The organism is Stenotrophomonas sp. STK16_22, assembly GCF_051984505.1.
Lineage (GTDB): Bacteria > Pseudomonadota > Gammaproteobacteria > Xanthomonadales > Xanthomonadaceae > Stenotrophomonas > Stenotrophomonas maltophilia_A.
This window is the reverse complement of sequence record NZ_CP196972.1, coordinates 3,494,539-3,509,785: the sequence shown is the minus strand read 5'-3', so window position 1 is coordinate 3,509,785 and position 15,247 is coordinate 3,494,539. Positions and strand designations below refer to the sequence as shown.

The window sequence follows — 15,247 nt, the reverse complement described above, 5'->3', positions numbered from 1 at the left end:
CTCACTCCTGCATCACCACGGGGACGGAGGTATCCACCGCATCGGCCACGCGCAGCGCATCCCAGTTGGTCATGCGCACGCAGCCATGTGACTCGGTCTTGCCGACATGGCCGGGCTCGGGCGTGCCATGCAGGCCGTAGTGTGGCTTGGACAGGTCGATCCAGACCCGGCCGACCGGATTGTTCGGGCCCGGCGGCAGTGTCGCCTTCTTTTCGCCCTTGCGCGCATCCCAGAACAGCTTGGGGTTGTAGTGGAACGGCGGGTCGCGATACACGCCCAGGATCTTCCATTCGCCGATCGGCAGCGGATCATGCTGGCTGCCGGAGGAAACCGGCACCTGAGCGATCACCTTGCCTTGCGCATCCAGCAACTGCAGGCTGGAATCGGACTTGTCGACGACCACCTTGGCCGCCTTCGGTAGCGGCGATGGTGCGATATTGGGCACCTGGATGCGGTTGCCCGCCTTGCTCAGGTCCACGCCCGGATTGAGCAGCTTCAACAGCTCAGGGGATGCGTGGAAGCGTTCGCCCAGCGACTCTTCGACGTTGTTGAAGCCCAGCGATTTCAGTTTGGCCTGTGCGGCGGGGCCCTTCGGCACCGCCTGGAACGGCCCGGCGACATCCTCGCTGGTCAGCGTGTAGCTGGCCAGGGGGGTGACCTTATCAGCCTGCAGGGCCTGCCAGGTCGCGTCGTCCAGTTCACCGGTGACGGTCAGGCCGTGCGCCGCCTGGAAACCAGACACCGCGCGCCGCTGGTTGCTGCCCACTTCACCGTCGATCTGGCCGGGCGAGAAATTCGCACGATCCAGCAGCACCTGGGCATGCAGGGCGGAACGTGCTGCGGTGTCCTGTCCGGCCTTCTCGGCAATGGGGGCGGGCAGTCCAGGCGGCGGTGCCTGCGCGAACGCCGGCGATGCCAGCAGCGAGAGAGCGAGCAGGGTGGATCGGTACACGGGTAATGGCATTGGGAACTCCAGCAGATGACGCCACCACCTTGCCTGCAGGCCGCGCCGAGCCGCCGTGAAAGAGATCTGACGTCTGCATGAGCAGTCGGGTCGTTGCGCCACCGTCCCCGCGCGGGTGCCGCCGGCCAAGGGCTCACCAAGGTGAATGGTGCCCCACGCCGTTGGCGGTTGGCGATCAAGATTGCCTGGCGGGCCGCCGATAACGCCACATCCCCCCGTTTTGGATGTACCGATGAACTACTTGAGGAATGTCAGGGTTGCCTGGCGTCTTGGGCTGGGCTTTGGCCTGTTGCTGCTGTTGGTTGCGGCCGTGGTGGCCACCGGCGCCACCGCCAGTGTCGTGCAGAAGCGCGCGATGCAGCAGGTGGTCGATGTCAGCGTGGCCAAGGTGCGCCTGCTCTCGCAGATGCTCGATGCCAACAACCAGATGATGGTCGTTCGCCGCGAGATGCTGATCCGCCAGGGCGATGACCGTGGCCATGATGAGCAGCGCATCGCCGATCTGGTCAAGCGCTATGAGGCCAGTTGGACGGCCTACCAGGCGCTGCCCAGCGACGCCGAGGGCAAGGCCATTGCCGAAACCATCTCCGCCAAGCGTGCCATCGCGCGTCCGCTCAACAAGCAGACCAGCGAACTGATGGAGCAGGGCGACTACCCGGGCGCCGTGGCGCTGACCCTGGGCCCGGTGCAGGAAGCCGCCAACGGCTGGAACAAGGCGCTGTCCGATGGCGTGGACTTCGAAGAGAAGGAAAGCCGTGAGGCGGCCGCCGAGGCGATCCGCTTGGGCGAGCGCAGCCTGCTGCAGTTGCTGGTGCTGGGCGGGGTTGCGCTGCTGGTGGGCATCGGTGCCTCGGTGATGATCGGCCGCAGCCTGACCGGCCCGTTGGCCCGCGCGGTGAACCTGGCCGAACGCCTGTCCAAGGGCCAGCTGGACCAGGAGTTCCGCCTCGGCGGCCGTGACGAACTGACCCAGTTGGGCGAGGCGATGGCCAGCGTGCGGCAGAGCGTGCAGGCGGCGATCGGCGCACAGCTGCAGATGGCCGAACAGCACGAGGCGGGTGCGATCCGCTACCGCATGGACGCCAGCGCCTTCCCCGGCGATTTCGGCCGCATGGTGCAGGCCACCAACAGCCTGGTCGAATCGCACGTGCAGGTGGAACTGCTGATGGCTGAAGTGATGCAGCGTTACGCCATCGGTGACCTCAGCCGCGACCTGCCGGACTACCCGGGCGAGAAGGGCACGCTGACCCGCACTCTGGCCGCAGTGAAGCAGAGCCTGATGGCGATCAACGCGCAGATCGATGAACTGGCCCGGGCCGCGCGCGCCGGTGATTTCAGCATGCGTGGCGATGCCGCTGCGTTCCAGTTCCAGTTCAAGGCGATGGTCGAGCACCTCAACGGCATGATGGCCAGTTCGCAGGCCAGCATCGCCGACGTTTCCGACGTGCTACGCGCGATCTCGCACGGCGACCTGACTGCACGCATGGACGGCGAGTACGACGGTGTATTCGCCCGCATGCGCGACGATGCCAACACCACCACCGTGCAGCTGACCGGCATTGTCCGCGGCATCCAGCTGGCTGCCGACAGCATCAACAACGCGGCACAGGAACTGGCCGCCGGCAACAACGACCTGTCGCGCCGCACCGAGCAGCAGGCCGCCAACCTGGAAGAAGCCGCCGCATCGATGGAGGAACTGACCTCGACTGTGCGCCAGAATGCCGAACTGGCGCGTCAGGCCGACAGTGAAGCGCACGCCGCCGGTGCCGCCGTACGCGAAACCGAGCAGGCGATGGGGCAGATGGCGTCGGTGATGGGTGAGATCGATCAGTCCTCGGCACGCATCTCGGAAATCTCCACCGTGATCGACGGCATCGCGTTCCAGACCAACATCCTGGCGCTGAACGCTGCGGTTGAAGCCGCGCGTGCAGGTGAGCAGGGCCGTGGTTTTGCCGTGGTCGCCAGCGAGGTACGCACGCTCGCACAGCGTGCCGGTGTCGCCGCCAAGGAGATCAAGGAGCTGATCGAAGACGCCGCTGCCAAGGTGAAGAGTGGCCTGGCGGTGACCGTTGAATCGGAAGCCGCGATCGCCCGCGTGGCCCAGGCCAGCTCGCGCACCACGCAGCTGATGAGCGACATCGCAGCGGCCAGCAAGGAACAGGCCGCCGGTATCGAGCAGGTCAACCAGGTGGTGGTGCAGATGGACCAGGTGACCCAGCAGAACGCTGCGCTGGTGGAAGAAGCCACTGCCGCCAGCCGCGCGCTGGAGGAACAGGCGCATGCGCTGACCACGTCGGTGGCGGTGTTCAAGGTGGAGCAGGGCGCGCGCATGCCCATCGTGCCTGCGCAGGCGGCGTAAGCAACCTGCGATTGGATGTTGGATGACGCCCTGCATGCGATGCCCCGCATGCAGGGCACCGCATGCACGCAACCGGTCGGTGCCGCGGGCTAGCGGCCGCGCGCGGCGCGTTCGATCAGCCAGCCGGCTGCGTACAGCAACAGCAGTGTTGGCGGAACCAGTACTGCATACGCGGTCGACCAGGGTTTGCCGTACAGCAGGCTGCCTGCGCCGATGGCATCGAGTGCAGCAGACTGCAGGGTGATGGGGAGCGACATCAGGATATAGGCCCCCTTCGGGTCCGCATCCGACTGCGCGCCGTGAACCAGCCATGCGGTCAACAGCAGGTAGACCACGCAAAGCGCAAGACCGGTCCAGCTCAGTAATCGCCGCATCTTCATCCGCACGCCTCCGTTCAACGGACGTCGAAGTGAGCCTGCAGAGGCAGGCTCACATTCCGCAGCAGATCCCTGACCACCACCTGCGCAGTCCACGTGCCTTTCGGATCACTGGCCTCGGCCACGAACTTCAGGTGCAGGTTGGTCATGTACAACAGGGTTGGCGGGCCGGGCAGGGCAGCGGTGAAACAGGGAACATCGCGTTCGTCGATGCTGGTACTGCCGTCCGGGCGCAGCATGCGCAGATCGCAGTGCACCTTGGGTACGCGGTTCTCATCCAGTTGCGGGTTGGACAGGAATGTCAGCAGGAACAATTCACCGCCCGGGTGGACTTCGTCGGCCTGGGTAAAACCGGGAGTGGTCTCAGGCGGGGTCTCCCACTTGGCCTGCCAGTCGGCATCGGAGGTGACCAGCAGCGATGCCGCAAAGCCACCGCTGGATTTCATGGCATCGGTCTCCGGCATCGCCTTGCCTGCCCCGTTTATCCAGCCATCGTTGGCGGAACTGTTCAGTGGCAGCATCATGGCCATCATGGCCATCATGGCCATCATGGCCAGCGCGTAGGTCCATCGCATCAGAGGCTCTCCTTGGCAGCCGCGTCCCGCGGCAGAGCGGGGAGTATCGCTCAACCTTGACCGGCAAAGCAGCAGGAGAGCCGGAGCGGAGGTTCCGCTGCCTGCCGATGTGGGCGATGCTTGCCAGCAAAGGAGGTGACATGGGAATCGGGAGCGAGGAAAAGCCGGGCTGTGATTCAGCATCACCCACGCCGCAGCACGTGCTGATGCTGCCCGGGCTGGATGGCTCCGGCAGGCTGTCGATCCCGTTTCTGTCAGCACTCCAGGCTCATGGGCTGACGACGCAGGCGATTACGCTGCCTGCGCAGGGAGGGCAGGATCACGCCACGCTGGCCCAACGGCTGTGGTCGCAGCTGCCCGGCCATCCCTTCATCCTGCTTGCCGAGTCCTTCTCGGGCCCGTTGGCGGTTGAACTGGCCACGCGACAGCCCGCCGGGCTGCGCGGACTGGTGCTTGCCGCGACCTTTGCGTGTCGGCCGGTGCCATTGCCGGCAGCCAGCGCAGCCCTGCTGACGCCGGCCTGGCCTCTGCCTCCCGTGGCGTTGCTGGCGCGCCTTCTGCTGGGGCGGTGGCGCACCCGCGAGCACCTGTCGATGCTGCGCGATGCGCTGGCCCGGATTCCGGCGGCCACACTGCGGCAACGCGCCGCAGCGACCCTGCGCGTCGACGTACGCGCATTGCTGCCGGCAATCGACGTGCCGACGCTGTGCCTGCACGCGTGCCATGACCGCCTGCTGTGGCCGCCCAGCGTGGCAGAACTGCAGGCCCTTTTGCCGGATGCCCGGCATGTTTCGCTGGAAGGGCCGCATCTGCTGCTGCAGGCACGCGCTGACGCAGCCGCAGCCGAAGTTGCCGCGTGGATGAGGATGCTGTCGCCCTGATCGAAGGACTCAGCCGCGCGCGCGGGTACGCGCGGCCTTCTTCGCCGCCACCTTGCGCACGGTCTTCTTTGCCGCACGGGTTTTCGCTGCCTTCTTCGCCGCAGCGCTACGCGAGGCGGGAGTGCTGGACTTCTTGGCCACCGTCTTCTTTGTCGCCTTCTTTGTGGCTGTCTTGCGAGCCGGTGCCTTCTTTGCCGCCGCCTTCTTCGCAGGTGCCTTCTTCGCTGCCGTCTTGGGTGTGGCCTTCTTTGTAGCGGACTTCCTGGCAGGCGCCTTCTTCGCAGCCGTCTTGCGGGTCGCCTTCTTCGTACCCTTGCGTGCGCTGCCGCTACGCTTGCCGCCGCCATCCTGCTTGTTCACGGTAGCCCAGGCAATACGCTCGGCCGTGCCTTCGCTGGCACCGCGCTCGCGCTCGCTTTCCTCGATGTGCTCGGCCTGACGCTTCTGTTTATCGGAATATGCGGATTTGTCACCACGGGGCATGACAGTTCTCCTGTTGTTGTAGTCAGGCCAGCAGGCGCAGCTTGGGTTCGCGCGCCCACTGGCGGGTGGCGGTCGCTGCCAGGAATGCCTTGGCGTCTTCCGCTTCGACGATGCCGGCGTCGTTGCCGACCCTTGCCGCCTTCAGCAGCGCCTGGCCGCCCGCGTCGCTGGCGATGGCCTTCAGGTGCGCCCACGCCTGGCTGACGAACTCAAGGGCAGCGCTCTCTTTCGACAACGCCTTTGATGCCTCTACGCTCAGCACCACGGCCACCGCATCGAACACGGCCGATGGCGTGCCGGCCAGTTGCCCATCGGCGGCCTGTACGCTGCCGTCACTGAGCGTGGCGCCTCCCACTTTTGGTGCGACCAGCTTCACGTTTGCACCTGCCTTCCGGGCCGCTTTGCTCAGGCTGGCAATCAAGCGCGCGTCGGAGCCTTCGTCGAACAGGATGCCGATGCAGCGCCCTTGCAGGGTGGGTTTGTTGCGACCAATCACCCGCACTTCGGGGGCGGGGGGCATGTCCCGCACTGGAGTAGCGGTCGGCGCCGGGTCGGGCAGTGCAGGCAACGCCAACCCGTCGGCCACGCGCTGTGCCAGTGAGTCGTCGATATTGCGCAGGTGGCTGACGGTACGCACCCGCACCTTCAGCGTTTCCACCTTGGACAACTCGAACACCAGCGCCGATGCCAGATGGGCCTGTTCCGGCTTTTCAAGGCTGCGGAAGAACATGCGCGCCTGGCTGTAGTGGTCGGCGAAGCTCTCCGCGCGGGTCCGCCCCTTGCGACCGTCGTCCGCAGTGGCGTGGCTACGGAAGCCGCTCGGGGTCTCGCGTGGTGTGTCGTCCTGCAGCGAGCTGGGATCGTAGGCCACCCGGCCCTTGGGCACCTGCATCTGCATGTGCCCGTCGCGCTGATGATTGGAAAACGGGCACTTCGGAGCATTCACCGGGATCTGGTGGAAGTTGGGGCCGCCCAGGCGCAGCAGCTGGGTGTCCAGATAGGAGAACAGGCGCCCCTGCAGCAGCGGATCGTTGCTGAAGTCAATGCCGGGCGGCACGTTGGCCGGGCAGAACGCCACCTGCTCGGTCTCGGCGAAGAAGTTGTCCGGCCAGCGGTCCAGCACCATGCGGCCGATGACCTGCAACGGCACCAGTGATTCGGGAATGATCTTGGTCGGGTCCAGATGATCGAACGGGAATGCGTCGGCCTCTTCTTCCGTAAACAGCTGCACTGCCAGCTCCCATTCCGGGAAGTCACCGCGCTGGATGGCCTCGAACAGGTCACGGCGATGGAAGTCATTGTCGGCCGACTGCAGCTTCAGCGCTTCGTCCCAGACCGTTGACTGGATGCCCAGCTTCGGCCGCCAGTGGAACTTGACGAAGGTCGACTCACCTGCCTCGTTCAGCAGGCGGAAGCTGTGCACGCCGAAGCCTTCGATCATGCGGAGCGAACGCGGAATGGCACGGTCGCTCATTGCCCACATGATCATGTGCATCGACTCGGGCATGAGCGAGATGAAATCCCAGAAGGTGTCGTGGGCCGTGGCCGCCTGCGGGAAGGCACGGTCCGGTTCCATCTTCACCGCGTGCACCAGGTCCGGGAATTTCATGGCGTCCTGGATGAAGAACACCGGGATGTTGTTGCCGACCAGGTCCCAGTTGCCCTCCTTGGTATAGAACTTGACCGCGAAGCCGCGCACGTCGCGCGGGGTGTCCACCGAGCCTGCGCCACCGGCTACCGTCGAGAAGCGGGTGAACACGGGTGTCTTCACGCCTACTTCGGTCAGGACGCGCGCGCGGGTATGCGCTTTCAGCGATCGGGTCAATTCGAAGTAGCCATGTGCTGCGCTGCCACGTGCGTGCACGATGCGCTCGGGAATGCGTTCGTGATCGAAGTGGGTGATCTTCTCGCGCAGGATGAAGTCCTCCAGCAGCGTGGGCCCCCGGGTTCCCTGCCGCAGGGAGTTCTGGTTGTCCGCCACCGGGATGCCCTGATCGGTGGTCATCACCGGATGGCTGCCCCCGGCCTGCTGGTGCAGTTCATCACCGTTGCCCCGGTGTTGGTTTTCAGCGTGGGTGGTTGCGCGCTTGCCGGTCGGCTTGCTGGCGGCCATTGACGTTGGCTCCGGATGATCTGAAAGAGAACCACGACACTGGAACCGAGCCCGTTAAACCGAGGTCCGGCAAAGGTGAACGTACAGGCAAAAGCAGGCTCGGGTATGCTTGCCCCATGCGAGTCGAGCCCGCCGACATCGAAGCCCTGTTCGACGCCATCCCGGATGTGCTGTTCTTCATCAAGGACCTTCAGGGGCGTTACACCCACGTCAACCAGACCATGCTGCGGCGGCTGGGCCTGCGCGCGCGCAAGGACGTGATCGGGCGTACCGCGGCTGAAATCTACCCGACCGGCCTCAGCGCGGACTACGTCGACCAGGACGCCCGCGTGCTGTCCGGTGAGGTGATCGAGAACCTGATGGAGCTGCACCTGTTCGCCAACCGCGAACCGGGCTGGTGCCTGACCTGCAAGCGCCCGCTGGTGGTCGATGGGGCCATCGAGGGCCTGATCGGCATATCCCGCGACCTCGGCCAGAAGGACAGCCTGGGCACCCAATACGAGCAGCTGCGGCTGGCCCTGGCCCACCTCAATGCGCACTACGCCGAGAACGTGCGCATGCAGACCCTGCTGGACATCACCGGCTTCTCGCTGTCGAAGCTGGAGCGCAGCTTCCGCAAGGTGTTCCAGATGACCCCGCAGCAGGTGCTGACCCGACTGCGGATCCAGATGGCCATGCACCTGCTGCACGGTGACGACAGCATCGCCTGCATCGGCCAGGCCTGCGGTTTCAGCGACCAGAGCGCCTTTACCCGCAAGTTCAAGGCTGAAACCGGTTTCTCGCCGCGCGCCTACCGGGCCCGTATTGGTGGCAACGTCGGCGAGCCGGCGCTGGCCTGAGCCGCCTGCTGCGCTGTGCCTATCCCCGTGGGCACGGGACAGGGTAAGGTGTCGCCCCTGTAGCCGCCGCCAGCCCTGCCGATGCCCAACTCGATTCCGACCGCTTCGCCGTCCCGCCTCGGGCACTCGCTCAAGCCCCGCCAGCTGATCATGATGGGCCTAGGCAGCGCCATCGGCGCCGGCCTCTTCCTCGGCTCGGGCGTGGGTGTGCAGGCGGCCGGTCCGGCGGTCCTGGTGTCGTATCTGGTCGCTGGTGCGCTGGTGATCATCGTGATGAACGCACTGGGCGAGATGGCGGCGGCCAAGCCGACCAGTGGCGCGTTCTCGGTCTATGCCGCTGATGCCATGGGAGCCACCGCCGGCGCCACCGTGGGCTGGCTGTGGTGGGTGCAGCTGGTGATCGTGATCGCCGCCGAGGCGGTAGGCGCGGCCGGGCTTCTTGCCACGGTCTGGCCGGCGATACCGGTACCAATGGCGGCGCTGGCCTTCATGCTGTTCTTCACCGCGATCAACCTGCTGGGAGTGAAGAACTTCGGCGAGTTCGAATTCTGGTTCGCCATCCTCAAGGTGGTGGCGATCCTGGCCTTCATCGCCATCGGCGTGGCGCTGCAGATGGGCTGGCTGCCGCAGGTGACCTCGCCGGGCCTGAGCAACTTCACCGAGCATGGCGGCTTCGCGCCGAAGGGGCTGGCCGGTATTGGCGCGGCACTGCTGGTTGTCGTTTTTGCCTTTGGCGGGACCGAGATCGTAGCCGTCGCTGCGGCCGAAACCGAAGATCCCGAGCGCAGCATTGCCCGTGCCATCCGCACCGTGGCCTGGCGCATCCTGGTGTTCTACATCGGCTCGCTGAGCGTGATCATCGCCGTGGTGCCGTGGACCAGCGAGGCGCTGAAGTCGCCGTTCGCTGCGGTGCTGGATATCGCCCGCATCCCGGGCGCGGGTACGGCCATCACCCTGATCGCCGTGATCGCACTGCTGTCGGCACTCAATGCCAACCTCTATGGCGCCTCGCGCATGATGTACTCGCTGGCGCAGCGCCGCGAAGCCCCGGCCGTGTTGGGCTGGACCGACCCGCGCCAGGTACCGGTGATCGCCGTGCTGGCCAGCGTGCTGTTCGGCTTTGCCGCCACGGTGATGGAACTGCTGTTCCCGGACCGGGTACTGCCGGTGCTGCTGAACATCGTCGGTTCCACCTGCCTGCTGGTGTGGACGCTGTCGCTGGTGTCGCAGCTGGTGCTGCGCCGCCGGGCCGACCGCCTCGGCACCCGCCTGCCGTTCCGCATGGCCGGATTCCCGTGGCTGACCGTCTGTGCGCTGGCGATCCTGGCACTGATCTTCGGCCTGCTGCTGAGCGAGTCGCACACCCGCCTGCAGTTCCTGTCGATGGTGGCACTGACTGCCACGATCGCCGCCAGCAGCGCCATCGCCCGGCGCATGCGCGAGGCGTGACTGAAGCTGCCGGCCAGCGGCCGGCACTACCACGGGGGCTGTACATCTGCCGTGCCATCCTGATCGTGTGGGCCGTCCGCGGCCCGTCGACCAGGAGTACCGCATGCTGCGCAGCCGCCCCTTCCTGATGTTCACCGGCCAGGCCGAAGCGGCCCTGGCTCTGTATGCCGAGGCCTTCGCCGATTTCCGCCTGCTGGCAATGCAGCGCCATCCGGACGGCGCCGGTGCCGGCGTGCCCGGGCAGGTCCGCCAGGCCATCTTCCTGCTCGGTGGAACCCACTACCTGTGCTTCGACAGCCTGGACGTGCACGATTTCACCTTCTCACCGTCGATCTCGCTGTTCGTGGAGTGCTCCGGCGCCGAGCAGTTCGAGCGTGCCGCACGCGTGCTGGGTGAGGGCGGCCATTGGTTGATGCCGGTGGGTGACTACGATTTCAGCAACCGCTACGGCTGGGTGCAGGACCGCTTCGGTGTCTCGTGGCAGTTGAGCCTGGGGCAGATGCCGGATCCGTGATCGGATGTTTGTGGGTGTGGACCTTGGTCCACACGCGCTTATGAAAACGGCCCGCTTGCGCGGGCCGTTCTGTTTACCGATGCAGCGAGGAATCAAGCCTCGACTTCATCATCCTTGTAGGCATCGACCGGGATGCAGGCGCACATCACGTTCTTGTCGCCGTACACATTGTCGACACGGGCCACCGGCGGCCAGTACTTGCTCTGCTTCAGGCTGGCCAGCGGGAAGGCGGCCAGTTCGCGCGGGTAGGCGTGGGTCCACTCGCTCGCGGTCACCGCGGTGGCGGTGTGCGGCGCGTTCTTCAGCGGGTTGTCCTCGCGGTCCAGGCGGCCGTCTTCGATCGCGGTGATCTCCTCGCGGATCTGGATCATCGCGTCGATGAAGCGATCCAGCTCGTGCAGCGACTCGCTCTCGGTCGGCTCGACCATCAGCGTGCCGGCCACCGGGAAGCTCAGGGTCGGGGCGTGGAAGCCGAAGTCGATCAGGCGCTTGGCCACGTCCTCGGCGCCGATGCCGCTGGTCTTCTCCAGCGGGCGCACGTCCAGGATGCACTCGTGTGCCACCAGGCCGTTGCGGCCGGTGTAGAGGGTCTTGAAGTGCGGGGCCAGGCGCTTGGCGATGTAGTTGGCGTTGAGCTGCGCGACCTGGGTGGCCTTGCGCAGGCCGTCGCGGCCCATCATCGCGATGTACATCCAGCTGATCGGCAGAATCGAGGCGCTGCCGAAGCTGGCAGCGCTGACCATGCCGACCGGGCCGTTGTCACCCAGCTTGCCCGGCAGGAACGGGGCCAGGTGCTCCTTGACCGCGCACGGGCCGACGCCCGGGCCGCCACCACCGTGCGGGATGCAGAAGGTCTTGTGCAGGTTCAGGTGCGAAACATCCGAACCCCACTTGCCCGGCTTGGCCACGCCGACCAGGGCGTTCATGTTGGCACCGTCGGTGTACACCTGGCCGCCGTGCTTGTGGATGATCTCGCAGATCTCCACCACCTCTTCCTCGAACACGCCGTGCGTGGACGGGTAGGTCATCATGATCGCGGCCAGGCGGTCGCTGTACTTCTCGGCGTTGAGGCGGATGTCCTCGACGTCGACGTTGCCGTTGGCATCGGTCTTGGTCACCACCACCTTCATGCCGCACATCTGTGCCGAGGCCGGGTTGGTGCCGTGCGCCGAGTCCGGAATCAGGCAGATATCGCGATGTTCCTCACCGCGCGAGCGGTGGTAGGCGCGGATCGCCAGCAGGCCGGCGTACTCGCCCTGCGCGCCGGAGTTCGGCTGCAGGCTGACCGCGTCGTAGCCGGTGCATTCCACCAGCATCGCTTCCAGCGTGTCGATCAGTTCCTTGTAGCCCAGCGCCTGGTCGGCCGGCACCAGCGGGTGGATCTGCGAGAACTCCGGCCAGGTCACCGGGATCATCTCGGCGGTGGCGTTGAGCTTCATGGTGCACGAGCCCAGCGGGATCATCGTGCGGTCCATTGCCAGGTCCTTGTCGGCCAGCGAACGCAGGTAGCGCAGCAGCTCGTGCTCGCTATGGTGGGTGTTGAACACCGGGTGGGTCAGGAACGCGGACTGGCGCAGCAGGCCGGCCGGCAGCGCATCGGCGGTGCTGGCATCCAGCGCATCGACGTCGGCCTGCGCACCGAACACGGCGGCCAGCGCGACCACGTCGGCGCGGGTAGCGGTCTCGTCCAGGCTGATGCCGACCGAGTCGCTGTCGATCGCGCGCAGGTTGTAACCGGCGGCGCGTGCCTTGGCGTGGATCTCATCGGCATGCACGCCGGTGACATGCAGGGTGTCGAAGAAGTCACCACCGACCTGCACGCCGGCGTTGCGCAGCGCGGCGGCCAGGATCGAGGCCAGGCGATGGGTGCGGCGGGCGATGCGGGTCAGGCCGTCCGGGCCGTGGTAAACGGCGTACATCGAGGCCATCACCGCCAGCAGCACCTGTGCGGTGCAGATGTTGGAGGTGGCCTTCTCGCGGCGGATGTGCTGCTCGCGGGTCTGCAGGGTCAGGCGGTAGGCCGGGTTGCCCTGCGCGTCGATCGAGACGCCGATCAGGCGGCCCGGCATCGAGCGCTTGTAGGCGTCACGGCAGGCCATGAAGGCGGCGTGCGGGCCACCGAAGCCGAACGGCACGCCGAAACGCTGGCTGTTGCCGACCACGATGTCCGCGCCCCATTCGCCCGGAGCGGCCAGCAGGGTCAGGGCCAGCAGGTCGGTGGCCACGGCCACCAGGCCGCCGCGCGCGTGCACGGCATCGACCAGTGCCTTGTAGTCGCCGACCTGGCCGAAGGTATCCGGATACTGCAGCAGCAGGCCGAAGGCTTCCGCTTCCAGCGCTTCGGCCGGAGTGCCCACGCGCAGCACGATGCCCATGGGCTCGGCGCGGGTGCGCAGCAGTTCGAGGGTCTGCGGGTGCACGGCGTCGTGCACGAAGAAGGTGTCCGACTTCGACTTGGCCGAACGCTTGGCCAGGGTCATCGCTTCGGCGGCGGCTGTGGCTTCGTCCAGCAGCGAGGCGTTGGCGATTTCCATGCCGGTGAGGTCGGCGCACAGGGTCTGGAAGTTGATCAGCGCTTCCATGCGGCCCTGCGAGATTTCCGCCTGGTACGGGGTGTAGGCGGTGTACCACGCCGGGTTTTCCAGGATGTTGCGCAGGATCACGTTCGGCGTGTGGGTACCGTAGTAACCCTGGCCGATGAAGCTGCGCAGCACGGTGTTCTTGTCGGCGATCGCACGGATCTTCGCCAGTGCCTGCACTTCGGTCATCGACTCCGGCAGTGCCAGCGGTGCCGGCGACTTGATCTTGGCCGGCACGATGGCGTCGGTCATCGCATCCAGCGACGCGTGGCCGACGACGTCGAGCATCTGCGCGATCTCGGCGTCGTTGGGGCCGATGTGGCGCTCGACGAACGCGTTGTGGTGCTCGAGCTCACGCAGGGAAGGGGTGTTCTGGGACATGGCGAAGGATCCGTCAGGAAAGGGCACACGCACGGGCACAAGCCGCCGGTCGGCGGTCTGCGGGGCGCCCCTCTGTCCTTTTGCCTGAGAGTTTAAAAGCGCGGCGGACCGCAGCTTCGTGCCCCTTCGGCGCCGGATCGAACCGGTCTCTCCAGAGTTGTGTTACAGGTGGTATCGGGCCTGAGCGATTACGGGCGTTGCGCCTTCGGCAGCGGTGTTCCGCTTCTCCCACCGTGTTGCCCGCTGATTATAGCCCGTTGCGGGCCCGCCGGCCGCCTCCAGGCATGGCCGCCGCGCCTGAATGGCCGATGGCCCGGCCGTGCGATTTGTGCACCGCTGCATGGCATCGGGCGCAATCCCCACCTATGATGGGTGGATACCCGAATTCATCTGGCGCCGTCCCTGCAGAAGGGGACCGGCGCCCGCCGTGCGTGCCGCGCATGGCCCTGCCGGACGCCTTCCCCATGACCGCCGCTGTTGCTCCCTCCACCCGCCGCATGGCCCTGCTGCTCGCCGGCCTGGCCATGTTCGGTCCGTTTTCAATCGACACCATCTTCCCCGCGTTCCCGCAGCTGGCCCAGCGCCTGGCGGTGGACGAAGTGGCGGTGCAGCAGACCATCAGCGTGTACCTGCTGTTCTACGGCCTGATGAGCCTGGCGCACGGCCCGCTGTCCGATGCCTGGGGCCGCAAGCGGGTGATCCTCGGTGGCCTGGTGGTGTTCGTCGGCGCTTCGGTCGGCTGCGCGCTGTCCACCGACCTGACCACGCTGCTGGCGTTCCGTGCGCTGCAGGGCCTGTCAGCAGGCGTCGGCATGATCGTCGGCCGCGCGGTGATCCGCGACCTGTACCACGGCCACGACGCGCAGCGCCTGATGAGCCAGGTATCGATGCTGTTCGGCATCGCTCCGGCCATCGCACCGATCATTGGCGGCTGGATCCTGCTCAGTGGCGCCGGCTGGCCACTGATTTTCTGGTTCCTGGTGGTGTTTGCGCTGCTCCTGCTGGCGGCCACTGCACGCTACCTGCCGGAAACCCATCCGGTGGAGGCACGGGTGCCATTGTCGCCGCGCGTGCTGCTGCGTGATTACGTGCGCATTGGTTTCAACCCGCGGTTCCTGCGCCTGGCGCTGGCCGGCAGCATCGGTTTCGGCGGCATTTTCCTGTACATCTCCTCGGCGCCGGTGTTCGTGATGCAGCACCTGCATCTGGGCGAGGGTGGTTTTGCCTGGCTGTTCATCCCCACCATCGGCGGCATGACCACCGGCTCGTTCCTGTCCGGGCGCATGGCCGGGCACACCACGCCCACCCGCCAGGTGTCCATTGGTTTCGGCCTGTGTGCGCTGTCGGTACTGCTGAATGTCGGCTACGTGGCGTTGTCGCCGCAGTTCGTGCTGCCGTGGGCGGTGCTGCCGATCTTCCTGGGCGGCATGGGCATGGCATTGATCTTCCCGATCCTGGCGCTGGCGGTGCTGGACATGTACCCGCACCAGCGCGGCCTGGCTTCGTCTCTGCAGGCCTTCGTGCAGCTGATGATCAGCACGGTGGTGGCCGGCGTGGTGTCGCCGCTGCTCAGCGCCAGCCCGCTGTACCTGGCGCTGGGGCAGGCCGCGTTCTTCGCCGCCGGCTTCGTGTTCTGGTACTGGGAACACCAGCGTGAACGCGCGGCACAGGCGGCCTGCACGGGCCATTGAGCAGCGCGCAGGGGTAGGGCCGGCCGCTTTGCCCGCAACGCT

At 66.4% G+C, this 15,247-nt stretch carries 12 protein-coding genes and 1 riboswitch; of the genes, 6 read left to right on the top strand and 6 right to left on the bottom strand.

Annotated features, from left to right (window positions below):
• Position 1: 1 nt before the first annotated feature.
• Positions 2-964, bottom strand: coding sequence for a L,D-transpeptidase family protein (locus tag ACSYAO_RS16425; protein WP_149909218.1), 963 nt, complete (start codon positions 962-964; stop codon positions 2-4).
• A gap of 232 nt (positions 965-1,196) precedes the next feature.
• On the opposite strand from ACSYAO_RS16425, the gene ACSYAO_RS16420 reads away from it, so the two are divergent.
• Entirely contained in the window at positions 1,197-3,323 is a 2,127-nt protein-coding gene (locus ACSYAO_RS16420) for a methyl-accepting chemotaxis protein (protein ID WP_149909217.1), read from the top strand.
• A gap of 89 nt (positions 3,324-3,412) precedes the next feature.
• On the opposite strand, the gene ACSYAO_RS16415 is transcribed toward ACSYAO_RS16420, so the two are convergent.
• On the bottom strand, positions 3,413-3,703 hold the full coding sequence (locus tag ACSYAO_RS16415; protein ID WP_005410634.1) for a hypothetical protein: 291 nt from the start codon (positions 3,701-3,703) through the stop codon (positions 3,413-3,415).
• A 14-nt stretch (positions 3,704-3,717) separates the two neighbouring features.
• Entirely contained in the window at positions 3,718-4,275 is a 558-nt protein-coding gene (locus tag ACSYAO_RS16410; protein ID WP_440565932.1) for a hypothetical protein, read from the bottom strand.
• A 140-nt stretch (positions 4,276-4,415) separates the two neighbouring features.
• Between ACSYAO_RS16410 and ACSYAO_RS16405 the strand changes: the two genes are divergently transcribed.
• Positions 4,416-5,156, top strand: a complete 741-nt coding sequence (locus ACSYAO_RS16405; RefSeq protein WP_149909216.1) for an alpha/beta fold hydrolase — start codon at positions 4,416-4,418, stop codon at positions 5,154-5,156.
• Positions 5,157-5,165: 9 nt separating this feature from the next.
• On the opposite strand, the gene ACSYAO_RS16400 is transcribed toward ACSYAO_RS16405, so the two are convergent.
• Positions 5,166-5,639: a hypothetical protein gene (locus tag ACSYAO_RS16400; RefSeq protein WP_049463124.1), complete on the bottom strand. Its 474-nt coding sequence runs from the start codon at positions 5,637-5,639 to the stop codon at positions 5,166-5,168.
• 22 nt (positions 5,640-5,661) lie between these two features.
• Positions 5,662-7,752: a catalase gene (locus ACSYAO_RS16395; protein WP_134951365.1), complete on the bottom strand. Its 2,091-nt coding sequence runs from the start codon at positions 7,750-7,752 to the stop codon at positions 5,662-5,664.
• Positions 7,753-7,868: 116 nt separating this feature from the next.
• On the opposite strand from ACSYAO_RS16395, the gene ACSYAO_RS16390 reads away from it, so the two are divergent.
• From ACSYAO_RS16390 to ACSYAO_RS16380, 3 genes are all read left to right on the top strand, one after another.
• A complete protein-coding gene (locus tag ACSYAO_RS16390; RefSeq protein ID WP_032127825.1) occupies positions 7,869-8,591 on the top strand; it encodes an AraC family transcriptional regulator in 723 nt (240 codons plus the stop codon).
• 81 nt (positions 8,592-8,672) lie between these two features.
• Positions 8,673-10,040, top strand: coding sequence for an amino acid permease (locus tag ACSYAO_RS16385; RefSeq protein WP_149909215.1), 1,368 nt, complete (start codon positions 8,673-8,675; stop codon positions 10,038-10,040).
• 103 nt (positions 10,041-10,143) lie between these two features.
• Positions 10,144-10,554 carry a VOC family protein gene (locus tag ACSYAO_RS16380; RefSeq protein ID WP_005410627.1) on the top strand — a complete coding sequence of 137 codons (411 nt, stop codon included), beginning with the start codon at positions 10,144-10,146 and terminating at the stop codon, positions 10,552-10,554.
• Between the two features lie 92 nt (positions 10,555-10,646).
• Here the strand turns inward: ACSYAO_RS16380 and gcvP are convergent, their stop codons facing one another.
• A complete protein-coding gene (gcvP, locus tag ACSYAO_RS16375; RefSeq protein ID WP_149909214.1) occupies positions 10,647-13,514 on the bottom strand; it encodes an aminomethyl-transferring glycine dehydrogenase in 2,868 nt (955 codons plus the stop codon).
• Between the two features lie 62 nt (positions 13,515-13,576).
• A riboswitch (glycine riboswitch) is annotated at positions 13,577-13,679 on the bottom strand.
• 299 nt (positions 13,680-13,978) lie between these two features.
• Here gcvP and ACSYAO_RS16370 point away from each other — a divergent pair.
• A complete protein-coding gene (locus tag ACSYAO_RS16370) occupies positions 13,979-15,205 on the top strand; it encodes a multidrug effflux MFS transporter (protein WP_049463132.1) in 1,227 nt (408 codons plus the stop codon).
• Positions 15,206-15,247 lie beyond the last annotated feature (42 nt).